At 71.9% G+C, this 17,832-nt stretch carries 15 protein-coding genes; 8 read left to right on the top strand and 7 right to left on the bottom strand.

From position 1 onward, the window contains the following. Positions 1-327 precede the first annotated feature (327 nt). A complete protein-coding gene (locus ACIBAE_RS15765; protein WP_399285358.1) occupies positions 328-1,971 on the top strand; it encodes a DNA repair helicase XPB in 1,644 nt (547 codons plus the stop codon). Between the two features lie 195 nt (positions 1,972-2,166). Here ACIBAE_RS15765 and ACIBAE_RS15760 read toward each other — a convergent pair whose 3' ends face one another. Continuing rightward, positions 2,167-2,364, bottom strand: a complete 198-nt coding sequence (locus ACIBAE_RS15760) for a hypothetical protein (RefSeq protein ID WP_399285356.1) — start codon at positions 2,362-2,364, stop codon at positions 2,167-2,169. A 340-nt stretch (positions 2,365-2,704) separates the two neighbouring features. Here ACIBAE_RS15760 and ACIBAE_RS15755 point away from each other — a divergent pair, with 340 nt between their 5' ends. Further along, positions 2,705-4,804, top strand: a complete 2,100-nt coding sequence (locus tag ACIBAE_RS15755) for a HelD family protein (protein WP_399285355.1) — start codon at positions 2,705-2,707, stop codon at positions 4,802-4,804. 180 nt (positions 4,805-4,984) lie between these two features. Continuing rightward, a complete protein-coding gene (locus tag ACIBAE_RS15750; protein WP_399285353.1) occupies positions 4,985-5,344 on the top strand; it encodes a VOC family protein in 360 nt (119 codons plus the stop codon). Between the two features lie 67 nt (positions 5,345-5,411). On the opposite strand, the gene ACIBAE_RS15745 is transcribed toward ACIBAE_RS15750, so the two are convergent. The 4 genes from ACIBAE_RS15745 to ACIBAE_RS15730 form a co-directional block, all read right to left on the bottom strand. After that, the gene (locus tag ACIBAE_RS15745) at positions 5,412-6,296 is read right to left on the bottom strand and encodes a hypothetical protein (RefSeq protein WP_399285352.1); all 885 of its coding nucleotides are present in this window, start codon (positions 6,294-6,296) and stop codon (positions 5,412-5,414) included. After that, a complete protein-coding gene (locus ACIBAE_RS15740; RefSeq protein ID WP_399285350.1) occupies positions 6,293-6,751 on the bottom strand; it encodes a hypothetical protein in 459 nt (152 codons plus the stop codon). Before ACIBAE_RS15740 ends, ACIBAE_RS15745 begins: the two co-directional genes overlap by 4 nt. After that, on the bottom strand, positions 6,748-7,764 hold the full coding sequence (locus ACIBAE_RS15735) for an MBL fold metallo-hydrolase (protein ID WP_399285348.1): 1,017 nt from the start codon (positions 7,762-7,764) through the stop codon (positions 6,748-6,750). Before ACIBAE_RS15735 ends, ACIBAE_RS15740 begins: the two co-directional genes overlap by 4 nt. Positions 7,765-7,844: 80 nt before the next feature. Further along, complete coding sequence (locus ACIBAE_RS15730; protein WP_399285347.1) at positions 7,845-7,976, bottom strand: hypothetical protein; 132 nt, start codon at positions 7,974-7,976, stop codon at positions 7,845-7,847. Positions 7,977-8,177: 201 nt separating this feature from the next. On the opposite strand from ACIBAE_RS15730, the gene ACIBAE_RS15725 reads away from it, so the two are divergent. Next, the gene (locus tag ACIBAE_RS15725) at positions 8,178-9,491 is read left to right on the top strand and encodes a multiprotein-bridging factor 1 family protein (protein ID WP_399285374.1); all 1,314 of its coding nucleotides are present in this window, start codon (positions 8,178-8,180) and stop codon (positions 9,489-9,491) included. On the opposite strand, the gene ACIBAE_RS15720 is transcribed toward ACIBAE_RS15725, so the two are convergent. Both ACIBAE_RS15720 and ACIBAE_RS15715 read right to left on the bottom strand, forming a co-directional pair. Beyond that, positions 9,488-10,297 carry an alpha/beta hydrolase gene (locus ACIBAE_RS15720; protein WP_399285345.1) on the bottom strand — a complete coding sequence of 270 codons (810 nt, stop codon included), beginning with the start codon at positions 10,295-10,297 and terminating at the stop codon, positions 9,488-9,490. The two genes, ACIBAE_RS15725 and ACIBAE_RS15720, sit on opposite strands and share 4 nt — an antisense overlap. A 795-nt stretch (positions 10,298-11,092) precedes the next feature. Then, the gene (locus ACIBAE_RS15715; protein ID WP_399285343.1) at positions 11,093-11,797 is read right to left on the bottom strand and encodes a copper homeostasis protein CutC; all 705 of its coding nucleotides are present in this window, start codon (positions 11,795-11,797) and stop codon (positions 11,093-11,095) included. A 321-nt stretch (positions 11,798-12,118) separates the two neighbouring features. On the opposite strand from ACIBAE_RS15715, the gene ACIBAE_RS15710 reads away from it, so the two are divergent. From ACIBAE_RS15710 to ACIBAE_RS15695, 4 genes are all read left to right on the top strand, one after another. After that, positions 12,119-14,392, top strand: a complete 2,274-nt coding sequence (locus tag ACIBAE_RS15710) for a heavy metal translocating P-type ATPase (RefSeq protein ID WP_399285342.1) — start codon at positions 12,119-12,121, stop codon at positions 14,390-14,392. A gap of 69 nt (positions 14,393-14,461) precedes the next feature. Continuing rightward, the gene (locus ACIBAE_RS15705) at positions 14,462-15,172 is read left to right on the top strand and encodes a hypothetical protein (protein WP_399285340.1); all 711 of its coding nucleotides are present in this window, start codon (positions 14,462-14,464) and stop codon (positions 15,170-15,172) included. A 57-nt stretch (positions 15,173-15,229) separates the two neighbouring features. Then, on the top strand, positions 15,230-16,453 hold the full coding sequence (locus tag ACIBAE_RS15700) for a Cmx/CmrA family chloramphenicol efflux MFS transporter (protein ID WP_399285373.1): 1,224 nt from the start codon (positions 15,230-15,232) through the stop codon (positions 16,451-16,453). Between the two features lie 165 nt (positions 16,454-16,618). Further along, entirely contained in the window at positions 16,619-17,449 is an 831-nt protein-coding gene (locus ACIBAE_RS15695) for a hypothetical protein (RefSeq protein WP_399285338.1), read from the top strand. Positions 17,450-17,832 lie beyond the last annotated feature (383 nt).

The following is a 17,832-nucleotide window of genomic DNA, read 5'->3' as shown; positions in this document are numbered from 1 at the left end:
GCCCGGCCGCCCCCCTCCGCGCCCCCCCCCCCGGCCGGCGCCGCCCGCCCCCCCTCAGCCTGGTGGGGGGGGGGGGGCGCGGCCCCCCCCCCCGCCCCCCCCCCCCCCCCCCACCAAACGACATCGCCCAGGGTTGTCCTCAGCTTTCCTCCTCACGGGTGCTTTTTCCGCCCGCCGCCACGGGCCCCGCACACCACGGACCCCGCGCGGCTGTACTCGACCCGTCACAGGCCTGATGCGGCACACTGGACGTTTGGCCATTGGCCCGGCCGTGCTCGCGCGCGGCAGCCCAGGGCAACGGCAGGCAGAGCGAAAGGGCCGAGGCGCGTGAATGGACCTCTCATCGTCCAGAGTGACAAGACATTGCTGCTCGAAGTCGATCACGAGCAGGCCGACGCCTGCCGCCGCGCCATCGCTCCGTTCGCCGAGCTGGAGCGCGCCCCCGAGCACATCCACACCTACCGGCTGACCCCGCTCGGCCTGTGGAACGCGCGTGCCGCCGGGCACGACGCCGAGCAGGTGGTCGACGCGCTCGTGGAGTTCTCCCGGTACCCCGTACCGCACGCCCTCCTCGTCGATGTCGCCGAGACGATGGACCGGTACGGCCGGCTCACCCTCTCCAAGCACCCCACCCACGGCCTCGTCCTGACGTCCACCGACCGTCCGGTGCTGGAGGAGATCCTCCGTTCCAAGAAGGTCCAGCCCCTGGTCGGGGCCCGGATCGACCCGGACACGGTCGTCGTGCACCCGTCCGAGCGCGGCCAGATCAAGCAGACGCTCCTCAAACTGGGCTGGCCGGCCGAGGACCTCGCCGGTTACGTCGACGGCGAGGCGCACGCCATCGAGCTGGACGAGAGCGGCTGGTCGCTGCGCCCGTACCAGAAGCAGGCCGTCGAGGGCTTCTGGCACGGCGGCTCCGGTGTGGTCGTGCTGCCCTGTGGGGCCGGAAAGACGCTGGTCGGCGCGGGTGCGATGGCGCAGGCGAAGGCCACCACGCTGATCCTGGTGACCAACACGGTCTCCGCCCGCCAGTGGAAGCACGAGCTGGTGAAGCGCACGTCGCTGACCGAGGAGGAGATCGGCGAGTACAGCGGTACGAGGAAGGAGATCCGGCCGGTCACCATCGCCACGTACCAGGTGCTGACAACCCGCCGTAAGGGCGTCTATCCGCACCTGGAGCTGTTCGACTCCCGCGACTGGGGGCTGATCCTCTACGACGAGGTGCACCTGCTGCCCGCGCCCGTCTTCAAGTTCACCGCGGACCTCCAGGCGCGGCGCCGGCTCGGGCTGACCGCGACGCTCGTCCGCGAGGACGGCCGTGAGTCCGACGTCTTCTCGCTCATCGGTCCGAAGCGGTTCGACGCGCCGTGGAAGGAGATCGAGGCGCAGGGCTACATCGCCCCGGCGGACTGTGTCGAGGTACGGGTGAATCTCACCGACAGCGAGCGGCTGGCGTACGCGACCGCCGAGGCGGAGGAGAAGTACCGCTTCTGCGCGACGACGGCGACCAAGCGGAAGGTGACGGAGGCGCTGGTGCGCAAGCACCAGGGTGAGCAGACCCTCGTCATCGGCCAGTACATCGACCAGCTCGACGAGCTGGGCGAGCACCTGGGCGCCCCGGTGATCAAGGGCGAGACGAGCAACGCGCAGCGCGAGAAGCTCTTCGACGCGTTCCGGCAGGGCGAGATCTCGGTGCTGGTGGTGTCGAAGGTCGCGAACTTCTCGATCGACCTGCCCGAGGCGACGGTCGCGATCCAGGTCTCCGGCACGTTCGGTTCCCGCCAGGAGGAGGCGCAGCGTCTGGGCCGCGTCCTGCGCCCGAAGGCGGACGGCCACGAGGCCCGTTTCTACTCGGTCGTCGCGCGCGACACGATCGACCAGGACTTCGCGGCGCACCGGCAGCGCTTCCTGGCGGAGCAGGGTTACGCGTACCGGATCGTGGACGCGGACGAGCTGCTGACGGACAACTGACGCGGACCCGGGGCCGGGGCCGGGCGGGAGGGTGACGTCCGGCCCGGTGGGGGCCGGGGCTCGGAGCGCCGGCCTGGTCCGGGTCAGCGGCGCTTGACGCTCGTGGTCCCGGTCAGCGGCTTGACGTTCGTGGTCCGGGTCAGTGGCGCTTGACGCTCGTGGTCCCGGTCAGCGGCTTGACGTTCGTGGTCCGGGTCAGCGGCGCTTGACGCTCGCCTCTTCGGAGTACTCCCCGAGCACGAACACGTTGAACGCGGTGCTCACGAAGACCTTGACCGCGCGCACGGCGTTGCCGACGTGGTGGGCGGGGTGGAGGGCGGCGCCCGTGGCGGTCGCGCCGGGTACTGGCGGCGCCTGCGGGGTGTGGGGTGGGTTGAAGGTCGCAGTGCTCATACATCCATGATGGATTCACCCGAATGTTCGCACATCGGTCTGGAGACCGAACCTCGCGCCGATCCCGTGCATCTTCCGGCGCCGCGCCACTCCCCCCGGGGGACGGACGCGGAAAACGCGTTCGCCCGGCCGTCACCGGCTGACTAGAATCGCCCACCTTGCCCGCCTCCCTAGCGGAGCGCCGCCGTCCGGACGGAAACCGGACGACTGCCTGACGTCGATCTGCCGTTGATCTGACGTGATCCACGCCGGCCTGATGCCGCAGCCGTCGTCCGACCGACAGGTCCGACCGACCGGTTCGCGGTGCGGCGGCCCGCGTACACAGCCCGGAGGCAACACCGTGCCCGCGCACGAACCTGAGTCCGCCATCCGCACCACCGACCCCACCGATCCCCCCACCGGCCCCCTCGCGCGCGAACGCGCCCACCTGCACGCCTCCCGCGCCGCGCTCCGCACCATGCGCGAGGACGTCCAGGCGCTCGACATCCGCGACGTCACCGCGAACTGGGTCAACGCCGCCGTGCTGGAGGCCCAGATCGAGGAGCGCGTCAAAGCCCTCGCGGACCTCTCGCACACCCCGCTCTTCTTCGGCCGCCTCGACTATCTGCACGTCGTGGGTGCCGAGGAGGCGGAGGGCGCCGAGGGCGAGCGCTTCTACATCGGCCGGCGCCATGTCCACGACGCCGGCGGCGACCCCATGGTCATCGACTGGCGCGCACCCGTCTCGCAGCCGTTCTACCGGGCCTCCAAGACCGATCCGCTGGACGTCGGGCTGCGCCGCCGCTTCGGCTACACGGGCGGTGACCTCACCGCGTACGAGGACGAGCACCTCTCCGACCCGGCCGAGACCGCGCAGGCCAGCAAGCTGCTCCAGAGCGAGATCGAACGGCCCCGCGTCGGCCCCATGCGGGACATCGTCGCCACGATCCAGCCGGAGCAGGACGAGATCGTACGGAGCGGGCTCGGCGGCACGGTCTGCGTCCAGGGCGGCCCCGGCACCGGGAAGACAGCCGTCGGCCTGCACCGGGTCGCGTACCTGCTGTACGCGCACCGCGAGCGGCTCGCCCGCACCGGCACGCTGGTCATCGGGCCGAACGCGTCCTTCCTCCACTACATCGAGCAGGTCCTCCCCGCGCTGGGCGAGCTGGAGGTCAGGCAGGCCACGGTGGACGACCTGGTCACGTCGGGGCCGGGGGCGGTGGACGTACGCGGCACGGACCCGGCGGACACCGCCGTCCTCAAGGGCGACGCCCGCATGGCCGAGGTCCTGCGGCGCGCTGTCCGCTCCCATGTGCGGCGGCCGGCCGAGGGGATCGTGGTCGTGCGGGGCTCGCGGCGGTGGCGGGTGGCCGCGTACGAACTCGACGAGATCATCGAGCAGCTGCTCGACCGCGACATCCGCTACGGCGCCGCTCACGAGGCCCTTCCGCAGCGGATCGCGCACGCCGTCCTCGTACAGATGGAACGGGCGGGCGAGGCGCCGGACGACCGGGTGCAGGACGCGGTCGCGCGCAACGCGGCCGTGAAGGCGGCGGTGAAGGAGCTCTGGCCGGCGGTCGATCCGGCGAAGCTGGTGCTGCGGCTGTTGTCCGACGCGGAGTTCCTCGCCGCGCACGCGGAGGGCCTCTTCACGCCCGGCGAGCAGGAGACCATCCTGTGGGCGAAGCCGGCGCGCGGCGTGAAGTCCGCGAAGTGGTCGGCGGCGGACGCGGTGCTGATCGACGAGGCGCGCGACCTCGTCGCCCGCACGCACTCGCTCGGGCATGTGGTGCTCGACGAGGCGCAGGACCTGTCCCCGATGCAGTACCGCGCGGTGGGCCGCCGCTGCTCGACCGGCTCGGCGACGGTCCTGGGCGACCTGGCGCAGGGCACGACGCCGTGGGCGACGGCGAGCTGGGCGGAGGCGCTGCGGCACCTGGGCAAGACGGACGCGGTGGTGGAGGAACTGACGGCGGGCTTCCGCGTGCCGCGTGAGGTGATCGCGTACGCGTCCCGGCTACTCCCGGCGATCTCGCCGGGGCTGGCGGAGGTGGAGTCGGTACGGGAATCGCCGGGCTCCCTGGAGGTACGGGAGGTCACCGAACTGACCCACGCGGTCATCGCGGCCTGCGAGGAGTCGCTCACGCACGAGGGCTCGATCGGCCTGATCGCGGCGGACGCCCGTATCCCGGAACTGGCCGGGGCCCTGACGGCGGCGGGGATGCCGTACCTGTCCCCGGGCCAGGAGACGACGGCGGCGTCACGTCTGACACTGGTCCCCGCGTCGCTGGCGAAGGGCCTGGAGTACGACTACGTGGTCCTGGACGAGCCCGCGGCGGTGGTGGCGGCCGAGCCGGACGAACGCACGGGCCTGCGGCGGCTGTACGTGGCACTGACCCGAGCGGTCTCCGGCCTGACGGTGCTCCACACGGAACCGCTGCCGGAGGCGCTGGGGGCGTAGGGGCGGCAGTCCTTCGCCCGGATGCCGACCAGGGAGAACTGCGTATCTCGCCGTAGGTGCTCTTCGCGGTGTGGAGAAGGCGGCGGAACGGCCGATCCGCCGCCTGGCCGTCATACTCCCCTGCGCGGACCGCAGGAATCACGACCTGAAAGTCGTAAGGCACCCCTCTGGAGGTAGGCCGTGTTCAACAGCGTACGTACCGTGATGACCTTCGCCGTGAACCCCGAGGCGTCAGCCCGGTGGTGGGGTGAACTCCTGGACGTCCCCGTGAAGCTCGACGTCAGCGGCACCGGAGCCGTCTACGCCTGGGTGGAGGCGGGCGGGGTGGAGCTCGGCTTCCATCCGGTGGACGACGACCGCAACCCCCGGGGCGGCAGCCCGGTCGTGTACTGGGGGGTGGACGATGTCGACCAGGTCCGGGAGCGGCTGCTGGCGGCCGGCTGCGAGCATCACCGTGGTCCGCTGGCGGTCGAGCCGGGCAGGCGCATCGCCCAGCTGCGCGACCCGTTCGGGACCATCGTCGGTATCGAGGGCCCGTAGAAGACGTGCGAACGCCCGCTGTCCCCGTCCAAGCCGCGCTCGGACGGGGACAGCGGGCGTCGTGCGTTCACCGGTCCAGGCCGTGCAGGCTCTCCAGGCCGGTGGCCGCGGCGTACGCGCGCAGGGCGGCCTTCAGAGAGGCGGCCGTCCAGCTCGCGCCCCGGGCCGCGGTGGCCTCCAGGTACAGGTCCAGCACCCGGGCCGGGCTGAGCTCGTGTCCAGCCTGCCGCAGGACGGTGGGCAGGGTGACCAGGTCGATCAGCCCGGTCACGTCCGGGCGCACGCTCTCCACGTCGAGCAGCACCACCTGGCCGTCGGCCCGCTGCCGCAGGTGCTCGGGCTTGAGGTCGAGGTGGCCCAGCGGCACCAGGGTGGGACCGTAGGCGTCCTGGTGCGCGGCAAGCACCTCGCCGTACGCCGCAGGGTTGGTGATCCAGGCAGGGGCCGGGGCGCCGTGCAGGGCGACGAGCGAGAAATCGGCCATCGCCTCGGCGACGTAGTCGGACAGCCGCAGCGAGGCCGTGTGAACGGCGGCGACGCTCTCGGCCAGCACGGCGGGCATCCCGGTCCTGGTCCAGTCGACTGGCTCGGGCAGGTACTCCAGCAGCAGAGACAGCGAGGACTCGCCCTCCGCGTACAGCAGGGTGACCGGGGCGGTGTCCGCCAGCAGCGCGTACGCCAGGGTCTCCCCCGCGTACGCGGCCGCATCGGCATGGAGCTTGAGAACCAGCGAGCCTTCTGCCCGGTGCACCGCGAACACCGCGGCGGTGTACCGGGCGCTGACCACGCTCACCCTGCCGAGCACGCCCGGGTGGTCGTCGGCGAGGGCCTGGCGGGCCCGCGCGAGAAGGGCAGCCGGGTCGGCGGGCATCGGGGTGGCCAGCCACCCGGCGGGGCGGACACGTGCCAGACCTGTAAGCGCCTCGGCGGCGGTGGCCGGCGCGGTGATCACCGGGCGCCCGCCGGGGCGGTGATGCCGACGGCCAGGCCGGCGTAGGAGAGGGCGGCGAGGTCGGGGCGCTGGTGCTCACCGTAGACACCGAAGAAGGCGTAGACGAGGCTGTCCAGCGGGCGGCCGATGTGCCAGCACTCCATCGCGCCGCCGACCACGTCCCAGACCTGCAGGCGGCCCTGGAGCAAGGCGACGTAGTCCTGGAAGAACATCTCGGCGCCGAACGGGTAGACGGCCATCGCTTCCTCGCGGCCGACCGCCTCGACCTGGACGAAGTCGGCGAGGGTAACGTCCCAGGCGAACTGCAGGAGCTCGCCGCCGGGGCCGTCCTTGAGCCGCAGCACCGCACGGTGCGGGCCAAGCGGGCCGGACAGGTACTCGTGGATGCTGCACGCCAGCACACCGGTGCCGGTGGCCAGCAGCTCGCGGCCCAGGCGCGGAAGCTCCGCCTTCACGACCGCGAAGGCCTGGTCCTGGTCGGCGAGCTCGTCGGCGAGCGGGGAGAGTTGGACGTCCCAGGGTCGGCGAGGAACGTCGCGTGCGAGACCAGGGACTCGTACTCGAACTGCTCGTCAATCCGCACCCAGCTGACCTGGTCGGACGTCACCTTCTCCGCCGGTGACTCAGGGACCATCAGTCGCTCCCCCGGGCGCGGCCCGTGGACGTGGAAGAGGTTCTGCAGGCCGTTGGCGGCCGCCGCCATCGCCGGGTGGTCGGAGTACAGGAAGGGGCCGTGCCGTGAGGCGGGCGGCAAGAAGCCGTTGCCGCACAGCGCCACGTCCTTGATGCCGTCGAGCGGGGCGAGGACGTCGAGCAGCAGCTGGTTGAGAACGCTCAGGCCGGTCTTGTGGCGGGTACCGTCCGTGCCGGGCAGGAGGTTGACCGAGGAGGCGGGCATGCCGGGCGGCACGATCTGGGAGTTGTTCGAGACCACGGCCATCCGCGGCCCAGGCTGGGCACCCTCGGCAACCTGCTGCAGGTAGAGGTCCGAGGGGTCGGCGTCCACAGCGATGAACACGGCCGGTCCGTCGCCGACCTGGAGGCAGGGCTGGACGACGCGGTCCTCCCAGAAGAGCGTCCGGGCGCCGGCCGGGTAGAGGGTGACACGCAGGTCGCCCAGCTCGATCGGCTGAGTGTGGTCGATCCGGCGCACGGTGAACCCGAGCTTCGCGATCGCCTCTTCGACCGGGGCGGGCAGCAGCGGCCCGGTGTAGACGGGCATCTGCCGGTCCAGCAGGTCCAGGGAGGGCAGGTGGAAGTGGTCCAGGTGCTCGTGGGTGAGCACCACGGCGTCGGGCCGCGGCATCAGGTTGGGGTCGATGGCGCGCGGCGGCCACACCCGGCACTCGGCCCGGCCGGGCAGGCCGAACGTCGGTTTGAGGACGGGGTCGATCAGGACGCGGTGTCCTCCGCCCTGGACCAGCCAGGTCTGGTGACCTAGGAACGTCAACTCCAAGCAGCTGTTCACGGGTTGCTCCTTCTGTTCGGAACCGGTGGAGAGCTGGGGAGGGTGGGACGGCCCAGCCGTCCCACCCTCCTGGAGTTCACTCAGTGGTGGTAGGTGTGCGGGGCCGCCGCCAGCGCGCCGGCGCCAACCAGCCGGCTGACCTTTGCCTGGAGCGCGGCGACCTTCTTCGGGTCAAGGGTGACCGGGGCCTTCGTTGGGGTGGTGGTCTTCATGGCGTACTCCTCCTTCGCGAGGGTGTGTCAGGGACTCGGCCGGGCGGGCCGGTCCGGTACTTCACAGTTCACCGCCGGGCGCCGCCGGGGTCGAGGCCGGATCACCGGACGCTTCACCGGACGCCGTGACAGGTAGGTACCTTCCCCTCGCTGACAGTGGGCGCGTCCGGCTACCTTGGCATCCTGGAATTGGGGGTGACCATGCCCGAACACGCCGTAGCCAACTGGCGGTTCGTCGCTGCCCGCGTCGAGCGCGGCTGGCACACTCAGGAGGACTTCGCCGCCGCATACGACAACAAGGCCCGCGAGCTGCGCGAGCAGGCCAGGATCTCGGTGCGGCAGGTCCGACGCTGGGAGTCGGGCGAGTCGACCTGGCCCAACCGGGACGCCCGGCGCGTACTGGAGGCGATGTGCGACTGCCACCTGGAGGACCTCGGATTCGTCCGCCCCGCCCGCCCCACGGGCCGGCGCGCGGATGGGCCTGGACGACAGCTGGAGGAGTGCGACGTGCGCCGACGGACGTTCATGGGCTTGGTGGGCATGGCGCCGGTGCTCGACCTGGAAGCCCTGGACCACCTCACCGTCGCCGCCCGCAGCGCTTGGCGCTACGGCGACCGCGAACTCCTCGGCCACCTGCGGAGCACACTGGACGAGGCCGCCCGCACCGACGGGCTGATCGGCCCGCACGAGGCGCTGCCCACAGTGCTGGGCATCCTGGCCGCGATCAACTCGGCCGCCCGCACCGCCGACGATGAGATCCGGCGGGAGCTGCTGGCCCTCGGCTCCTGCGGCGCCGAGCTTGCCGCCTGGCTCCACCGGGACGCCGGCGCCCCCGCCCAGGCCGTCGCGTACTGGCACCACCAGGCAAAGGAGTGGGCGACGGTGACCGGCGACGGCGCCATGCACGCTTACGTCCTCCTCCGTCAGGCCCAGGCCACCGAGCGCACCGAGGCGGCCCGGATGCTCGATCTCGCCCGTGCCGCCACGACCGGCCCCTGGACGCTGCCACCGAGGCCGCGCGCGGAAGCGTTCCAGCAGCAGGCCCGGGCGCTCGCCCTGACCGGCGCTTGTGTCGAGGAGGTGGCCCGCGCGCTTGACCGGGCGCACGCCGCCCTCGGACAGGCAGCCCCGGCGGCCGGGCAGGCCACCTGCACCGGACCGCTCGGGGACGGCTACACCGACGAGCGGCTGATGGTCCAGAGCGCGATCTGCTACCGCGAGGCCGGCCAGAGCAATCGGGCCGTCGACCTGTTCCGCCAGCACCTGGCCACCGGAGCCTTCGCACCGCGCGACCGTGCGTTCTTCACCGCCCAGTACTCCGGCGCCCTGGTCGCGGCCGGTGAACCAGACGAGGCAGCCAACGCCGCACTGGAGTCCCTGGCGCTCGCCGCCGGGGCCCGCTTCGGGCAGGCCCTCGCAGAGCTCCACCGCACCGCCGACGACCTCGCGTCGCATGCCCGACGTCCGGCCGTACGCGAGTTCCGTCAGCGGCTGGGCGAGCTGACGGTGGCTTAGCCGGCCAGGAAGGCGCTCACCTTCCCGATCACCTCGCGCTGCCATGCCTGCGACTGCGGGTCCAGGTAACTCGGATCGTCATGGACGGCGAAGCCATGCTGGGCACCGTCCAACTCCACCAGCTCCACCGGCCCGCCGAACATCGGCTTGTGCCGGCGGGAGGACGCGATCGGCACAAAGGTGTCCGCGGTGCCGTGCACCATCAGCACCGACGCCCGCACCGCGGCCAGAATCGCCGGGGTGTCCAGGTAGAAGAGCTCGTTCAGCAGGGCTCGGTTCACCTCGAACGGCGACTTCTCGGTGAAGCCATGCTCGTCCAGCCGGGCCGCCATGTCTCCGGACAGGTAGTCGTCCGACCATCCAGGCCGGGAGGTGACGTACCGCTCCTTGTAGTCCAGCCGCGGGTTGAGCAGCACCAGTTTCCCGACATCGGCGGGCCGGTGGGCGGCGTGCAGCGCGGCGGCCCCGCCGGAGAACGAGGCGGCGATCACATGCGTCGGTCCCGGCCAGCCGGTGTACGCGCGCAGGTGGTCGCCGGCGGCGCGGATGTCATTGGTCACCGCGGCGATCGTCAGCTCCGACTCACTTCCGCCGCTGGCCCCATGGGCCCGCAGATCGAACCGCAGACTGGTCACCCCCGAGGCGGCCAGCCCGGCGGCCAGGCGCGCGAAGAAGCCGCCCTCTTCCCGGGTCACCCCCGACCCGTGGACCAGGACCGCCATCCCGGCCGGAATCTCCGCCAGGGAGATCGTGCCGAACAACGCGGTGCCGTCAAGGGACTGAAACGCCGTCTCGTGAGTGACCACAAGCAGATCGTAGCTATTCGGCCGAGCATCCGGGCCCGCTCGTCGGTTCCTTACCGACGGCTCCATCGAGGCGATCCGCAATCGTCTGTGAACTCTTGTCGGCGCCGACACCGCCGACCGGTACTTCCGGGTGCGGTGGGGCGAGTCCTCCCGCTGCGCCTAGAGGGCTTGTGCCTGCGTGGAGACCACCGCATCGGCCACGTCCGAGGACCGCTACGACTGCGCAGCGGACCTGGCTTCTCTCACGACCGCCGCACTGCACACCGCGCTCGCCTGCCGGGCACTTCGCGGCAACCGAACACCGAAACGTACCGGCCGCAGCCGCCTTGGTGGATGCCGACATCCTTCGACCGCCTTACCCGCACTGACAGCCGCATCGATCGCGCCGGTCCTGGACCGGGTGCTCGATGCGGCCCTACGTACTCTCGCACCGCGCCGATCCCCAAGGCCCCCGCGCTGAGGTGCATCGATATCGCCCAGGAGCAATGCACCGACGAATGACCGGGAATGTCGGATGGAAGCCCCGGGGCAAGGCTCTCCCGGAGCACAGGGTCTATTCGTCGTCGTTCAGGGGGCGAACGGCAGCGGCAAGAGCGCCACCGTCCACCACCTCTTACAGGCGCTGCACCGGCAAGGCCGCGCCGTCCGTACCACCGACCGGGGCCCAACCGCAAGGAGGCCGTCCGCCGACCTGGTCCACGCGGTGAAAGCGCGCGTAGCTGCCGGAGGCGCGCAGCGGGCGGAGCCGGCTCGGCACCCCGGTCCGGGAAGGGCCGGGCCGGGAACAGGCGCCGCTCAGGCGTCGAGCGCCTCGCGCCAGGCACGTACCGCCGTCGCCGACACCGGCTCGCCCCAGCCCCCCGGCCGGGCCGCGCCGCCGATGTGGAACGCGTCGATCCCGCCTGCCCGCAGCGCCGCCACGTGGTCGAGCCGCAGCCCGCCGCCGACCAGGATGCGCTGGCCGTAGCCCGGCTCGCCGCGCTCCGTGGCCGCCGCTTCGGCGAGCAGCGTCGGCAGGCCCTCGTCCACGCCCGCCGGCGAGCCCGCCGTGAGGTACGTGTCCAGGCCCGGCAGCTCCGCCAGCTGCTTGCGCAGGGCGTCGCGGTCGGCCGCGCGGTCGATCGCGCGGTGGAACGTCCACCGGCAGCCTTCGACCTCCGCGATCAGCCGTTCGACCGTCACCAGGTCTGGTGTCCCGTCCGCGTCGAGGAAACCGAGGACGAATTCCTCCGCTCCCACCGCCCGCAGCCCGCGTGCCGTCTCCACGAGTGCGTCCACGTCGGCCGCGGAGCCCGCCGAGAAGCCGTCGGAGAGCCGCAGCATCACCCGCAGCGGGATGTCGACGGCGGCGCGGATCTCCGCGAAGGTCTCGCGGGGCGGGGTCAGCCCGTCCGCTGCCATGTCGGTGACGAGTTCGAGGCGGTCCGCGCCTCCGCTCCGGGCGGCGACCGCGTCCTGCGCGTCGAGAGCGATCACCTCCAGGACTGCACGCTTGCTCATGGGGACCCCATTCGTATCGGTGGAGGATCGGTGGGTGGAGGGACAGTGGAGGGACAACTGGCCGGTTATAGGTCTAGTCCAATGTCCCAGCCTACGGGGCGTTCACGCCTTTACGCATCAGCACATCCACACCGCGCCGGCCCTCCCGCCACCGATCTCGCCCACCGGCTCCACCGAGGACGCCACCCAGGACTCCCTCTCGGGGAAATATACCCCCCTGGGGTATTGAATCGAATAGGGGTGGGGGGTATACATGGAGGCAGGTGGGCACCCCTGAGGGGCAGGATGGAGCCATCGGTCGATGACAAGGAGCCGTCAGCCATGAGCGTGACCCGGACCACCGGCGCACCCGCCGAAGTCGAGCTCACCATCGGCGGCATGACCTGCGCCTCCTGCGCGGCCCGCGTCGAGAAGAAGCTCAACCGCATGGACGGCGTCGCGGCCACCGTGAACTACGCCACCGAGAAGGCCAAGGTCGCCTTCGGCGAGGGCGTCGCGGTCCAGGATCTGATCGCCACCGTCGAAGCCACCGGCTACACCGCCCAGGAGCCCGCCCCCGTACGCGGGCCGGACGCGGCGTCGGACGCGGTGGACCCGGCGGACGCGGCGGACGCCGCCAAGGACGCCGAGCTGCGGCCCCTGCGTCGGCGGCTCGCCACCGCCGTCGTCCTCTCCGTCCCGGTCGTCGCGATGGCGATGATCCCGGCCCTCCAGTTCACCTACTGGCAGTGGCTCTCCCTCGCCCTCGCCGCCCCCGTCGTCGGCTACGCCGGCTGGCCCTTCCACCGCGCCGCCTGGACCAATCTCCGGCACGGCGCCGCGACGATGGACACGCTCGTCTCGGTGGGCACGGCGGCCGCGTTCCTCTGGTCGCTCTGGGCGCTGTTCTTCGGTACGGCGGGCATGGCCGGGATGACCCATCCCTTCGAGCTGACCATCAGCCGGAGCGACGGCGCCGGGAACATCTACCTCGAAGCCGCCGCCGGTGTCACCGCGTTCATCCTGGCGGGCCGCTACTTCGAGGCGCGCGCCAAGCGCAAGGCGGGCGCCGCCCTCCGGGCGCTGCTCCGGCTGGGCGCGAAGGAGGTCACCGTGCTGCGCGACGGGCGGGAAGTCGTCGTGCCCACCGGAGAGCTGCGGGTCGGCGACCGCTTCCTCGTACGGCCGGGAGAGAAGATCGCCACCGACGGCACCGTCGTGGAGGGCTCCTCCGCCCTCGACGCCTCGATGCTCACGGGCGAGTCCGTGCCCGTCGAGGTCTCGGCCGGCGACGCCGTGACCGGGGCCACGCTGAACGCGGGCGGCCGGCTCGTCGTCGAGGCCACCCGCGTCGGTTCCGACACCCAGCTCGCCCGCATGGCCCGGCTGGTGGAGGACGCGCAGAACGGCAAGGCCGCCGCCCAGCGCCTCGCCGACAAGATCTCCGCCGTCTTCGTGCCGGTGGTGATCGCGCTGGCGCTCGGCACGCTGGCCGCCTGGCTGGCCGGTGGCGCGGGGATGACCGCCGCGTTCACCGCCGCCGTGGCCGTACTGATCATCGCCTGCCCCTGCGCCCTCGGCCTGGCGACCCCGACGGCGCTGCTGGTCGGCACCGGGCGGGGCGCGCAGCTCGGGATTCTCATCAAGGGCCCGGAGGTCCTGGAGTCGACCCACCGCGTGGACACGATCGTGCTCGACAAGACGGGCACCGTCACCACCGGCCGGATGACGCTCCTGGCGACGCACAGCGCGGGGACGGACACCGACGAGGTGCTGCGGCTGGCCGGGGCACTGGAGCACGCCTCCGAGCACCCCGTCGCGCGCGCCGTCGCGAAGGGCGCGGCCGAGCGCGTCGGTGAGCTCCCCGTCCCCGAGGACTTCACGAACGTCCCCGGCCTCGGTGTCCAGGGTGTCGTCGAGGGCCACGCCGTCCTCGTGGGCCGGGCGAAGCTGCTCGCGCGGTGGGAGATCCATCTGCCGGAGGAGCTGGACCGGGCCCGGCGGGCCGCCGAGGCGGCGGGCCGTACGGCGATCGCCGTGGCGTGGGACGGCGAGGCGCGGGCCGTCCTCGAAGTCGCCGACGCGGTGAAGGAGACGAGCGCGGAGGCGATCCGCCGGCTGCGCGCGCTGGGCCTGTCGCCGATCCTGCTGACCGGTGACAACGAGGCCGTGGCGCGGACCGTGGCCGGGGAGGTCGGGATCGATCAGGTCATCGCGGAGGTCATGCCCGAGGACAAGGTCGACGTGATCAGGAAGCTCCAGGCGGAAGGCCGGTCCGTGGCCATGGTCGGCGACGGGGTCAACGACGCGGCGGCCCTCGCCCAGGCCGACCTCGGCCTCGCCCTCGGCACCGGCACCGACGCGGCCATCGAGGCCGGTGACCTGACCCTCGTACGGGGGGATCTCCTGGCCGCCGCCGACGCCATCCGTCTCGCCCGCCGCACGCTCGGCACGATCAAGGGCAATCTCTTCTGGGCCTTCGGCTACAACGTCGCCGCGCTCCCCCTCGCCGCCGCCGGCCTGCTCAACCCGATGATCGCGGGAGCGGCCATGGCCTTCTCGTCCGTCTTCGTGGTCGGCAACTCCCTGCGGCTGCGGGGCTTCAAGGCCTCCTGATCACGGCCGGGAACGCGGGGCACGGTCCACGGCCGGGGCGTGCCCGGGAAAACTGCCTATGGTTTTCCCATGCCCGACACCGATCTCCGCAGCCGTTTCGCGACGACACTCCTGGCCCTGCGCGACCCGGCCCACGAGTCCCACAAGTCCCACGAGACCAACGAGACCAACGAGACCCGCGAGGCTCACCCGGCCGCCTCCCCCGACCCGTACCCGTACGCCGACGATCTCCTCGCCCGCTGGGCCGAGCCGCAGCGCCGCTACCACACCACGGATCATCTGGTCGCCGTCCTGGCCCACGTCGACACGCTCGCCGAGTACGCCGACGAGCCCGGCCTCGTCCGCCTCGCCGCCTGGTTCCATGACGCCGTCTACCGGCCCGACCGCTCCGAGAACGAGGAGCGCTCCGCCCGCCTCGCGGAACGCGCCCTCCCCGAGGCCGGGTTGAGCCAGGACCGTACGGACGAGGTCGCCAGGCTCGTACGTCTCACCACCACCCACGCCGCCGGTCCCGGCGACCGGAACGGCGCGGTCCTCTGCGACGCCGACCTCGCCGTCCTGGCCGCCGCCCCCGACGCGTACGCCGCCTACGCGGCGGCGGTGCGGGAGGAGTACGGCTTCGTCCCGGACGACGCCTTCCGCACGGGCCGGGCCGCTGTCCTGGAGCAACTCCTCGCGCTGCCGGCGCTGTTCCGCACCCCCCATGGCGTACGGGAGTGGGAGGCGCCCGCCCGCCACAACCTGACGACGGAACTGGCCTCGCTCACGCACGGAATGTAATGGGCTCCACGGGCGTTGGCCCCTGTTATGCCAGACTCCGACGAACGACGTTCCAGCATGCCGCTCGCCGTCTACATCCTTGGTCTTTCGGTCTTCGCGCTCGGCACGAGTGAGTTCATGCTCTCCGGCCTGCTCCCGCCGCTCGCCGACGACATGAACGTGTCCATCCCCACCGCCGGGCTCCTCATATCCGCCTTCGCGATCGGCATGGTGATCGGCGCCCCGCTGCTCGCCGTCGCGACGCTGCGGCTCCCGCGCCGCGCCACCCTCATCGCGCTGATCTCGGCCTTCGGCCTCGGCCAGGTCCTCGGGGCCCTCGCTCCGACGTACGAGGTGCTCTTCGCGTCCCGGGTGATCAGCGCCTTCGCGTGTGCCGGGTTCTGGGCGGTCGGCGCGTCCGTCGCCATCGCCATGGTCCCGTTCGACGCCCGCGCCCGCGCCATGGCCGTGATGATCGGCGGCCTCTCCATCGCCAACGTGGTCGGTGTCCCGGCCGGCGCGTTCCTCGGCGAACACCTCGGCTGGCGCTCGGCTTTCTGGGCGGTCGGCGCCGCCTCCGCGATCGCCCTCGTCGGCGTGGCGACCCTGATCCCGCGCATCCCGCCGGCCGCCGAGAAGCCGCTTCTGCGGCGGGAACTGACCATCTACCGTGACCGGCAGGTCTGGCTCGCCATCGTCGTCACCGCGCTCGCCGGGGGCGCGGTCTTCTGCGCGTTCTCGTACCTCGCCCCGCTGCTCACGGACGTGGCGGGCCTGGACAGCGGCTGGGTCCCGACCGTGCTGGGGCTGTTCGGGGTCGGCGCGCTGATCGGCACAGCGATCGGTGGCCGGTACGCGGACGCGCACCTCTTCACCGTCATGATCAGCGGCATCACGGCGTCGGCGGTCCTGCTGGCGCTCCTGGCGCTCACCGCCTCGAACCCCGTCGCCGTGGTCACGCTGACGTTCCTCCTGGGCGTCTCCGCCTTCTACACGGCCCCGGCCCTCAACGCCCGGATGTTCAACATCGCCGCCGCGGCCCCCACCCTCGCCGGTGCCACCGTCACGGCTGCCTTCAACTCCGGCAACACCGCCGGGCCCTGGCTCGGGGGCGTGATGATCGACGCGGACTTCGGCTTCGCCTCGACGGCGTGGGCGGGCTCGGCGATGGCCGTGGCCGCGATCGGCCTGGGCGTCCTGTCACTGCGTCACCACCGCAAGGCCGGCAGCCGGATCGTCGCGGGATCGGGCCCGGCGGAGAAGGCACCCGTGCGGGTGCCGTCGGACGCGGAGTCCGTGTAGTAGGGGGGCGGGGCCTCCCGCGACGTGGTCGCCGACCTCGTCGCCCGGAACTCGTCCCCGAAGGCGTGACGTTCTCCCGAAACCCGGTCGGGTGGGCGTGGCCACGCCATTGGTAGCCTGGCGCCTCCCCTATCACTCCCCTATCGCTCCTCCGAAGAGATGTGAATGAAGACAGGCAGACGAACCGTCGCGGCGGCCGCGCTCGCGGGGGCGCTGGGCCTCTCGGTGCTCAACGCTCCGACGGCCCAGGCGGCGGACACCGGCATCACCGTGTCACATATCGTCATCAACAACGGCAAGCCGATCGTGGTCGGCACGTCGACGACGGTGGAGCCTCCCATCAGCTTCAACATCGCCCTGCCGTCCGGCTACAGCACAGCCGACTCCCTTCGCTACAGCGCGGCTCCCTTCCTCTACCGCGGCAGCCCGAAGACGGCGGCCACCAGCGGAGAGAACTTCATCCAACCGGGCCTGTACATCTGCTACGAGATCGGCGACAAGCACGCTCGCTGCGAGGGAAACCTCCACATCAACCCGCGCCGGAGCTGGAAGCACGTCGACTCCAACAGCGACGCCACCACGTGGAAGGTCGCCGTGTCGCTCCGCCTTTTCAAGGCCAGCGGCGGCCTCAAGGCGGAGGAATACGAGACGAGGTCCCAGACCGTCCGACTCAAGCGCGCCGCCAAGATCACCGCTGCCGACGCCACGCCGGAGCCGGTCACCAACGGCAAGAAGATCACCATCACGGGCAAGCTGACCCGGGCGAACTGGAGCACGAAGAAGTACGGCGTCCACGGCGGCCGTTCGGTCAGTCTCCAGTTCCGTGCCAAGGGCACGAACTCGTTCAAGACGGTCAAGAAGGCCACCACCAGCAGCACCGGTGCCCTCAAGACCACCGTCACGGCCTCCACCGACGGTTTCTACCGCTGGGTGTACTCCGGCGACACCACGACCGGCACCGCCGTCAGCGCGGCGGACTACATCGACGTGCGCTGACGGGCCGCCCTCCGGCCGCCGCCCTTCGGCGTCCATGGTCCTGGCAACGCCAAATGCCACGAAATACTGCGCAGGCCCTCGTCCCGCTCGCCCAGGGCGGGGGCCTGAGCGTGCGATTTCCCGGGTTCGCGTTGTCCCTGTGGGCCTGGGCGGTGAGCCAGGCCGCTACCCCGACGGCGTGCGGGTCTTCGGACTCCTGAGCGGCGATCATGCCCCGCTCGATGGCGGGGGAGACCCGAGGGCGACGTCGGCCGGCGCCGCGGCGTGGGACGACGTAGTCGCTGCGCGAGAATGCGCGGCAGGTGGTCGCGTCTCCGCATACAACGACGTCGGTTCCTCCTGGACACAAGCGATATCCCGGCCCGTTCCCGCCGCCATCGCCC

The organism is Streptomyces sp. NPDC051569 (assembly GCF_044454085.1).
Taxonomy (GTDB): domain Bacteria; phylum Actinomycetota; class Actinomycetes; order Streptomycetales; family Streptomycetaceae; genus Streptomyces.
The sequence above is the reverse complement of the archived record's forward strand: the minus strand, read 5'-3'. Positions and strand labels throughout refer to the sequence as shown.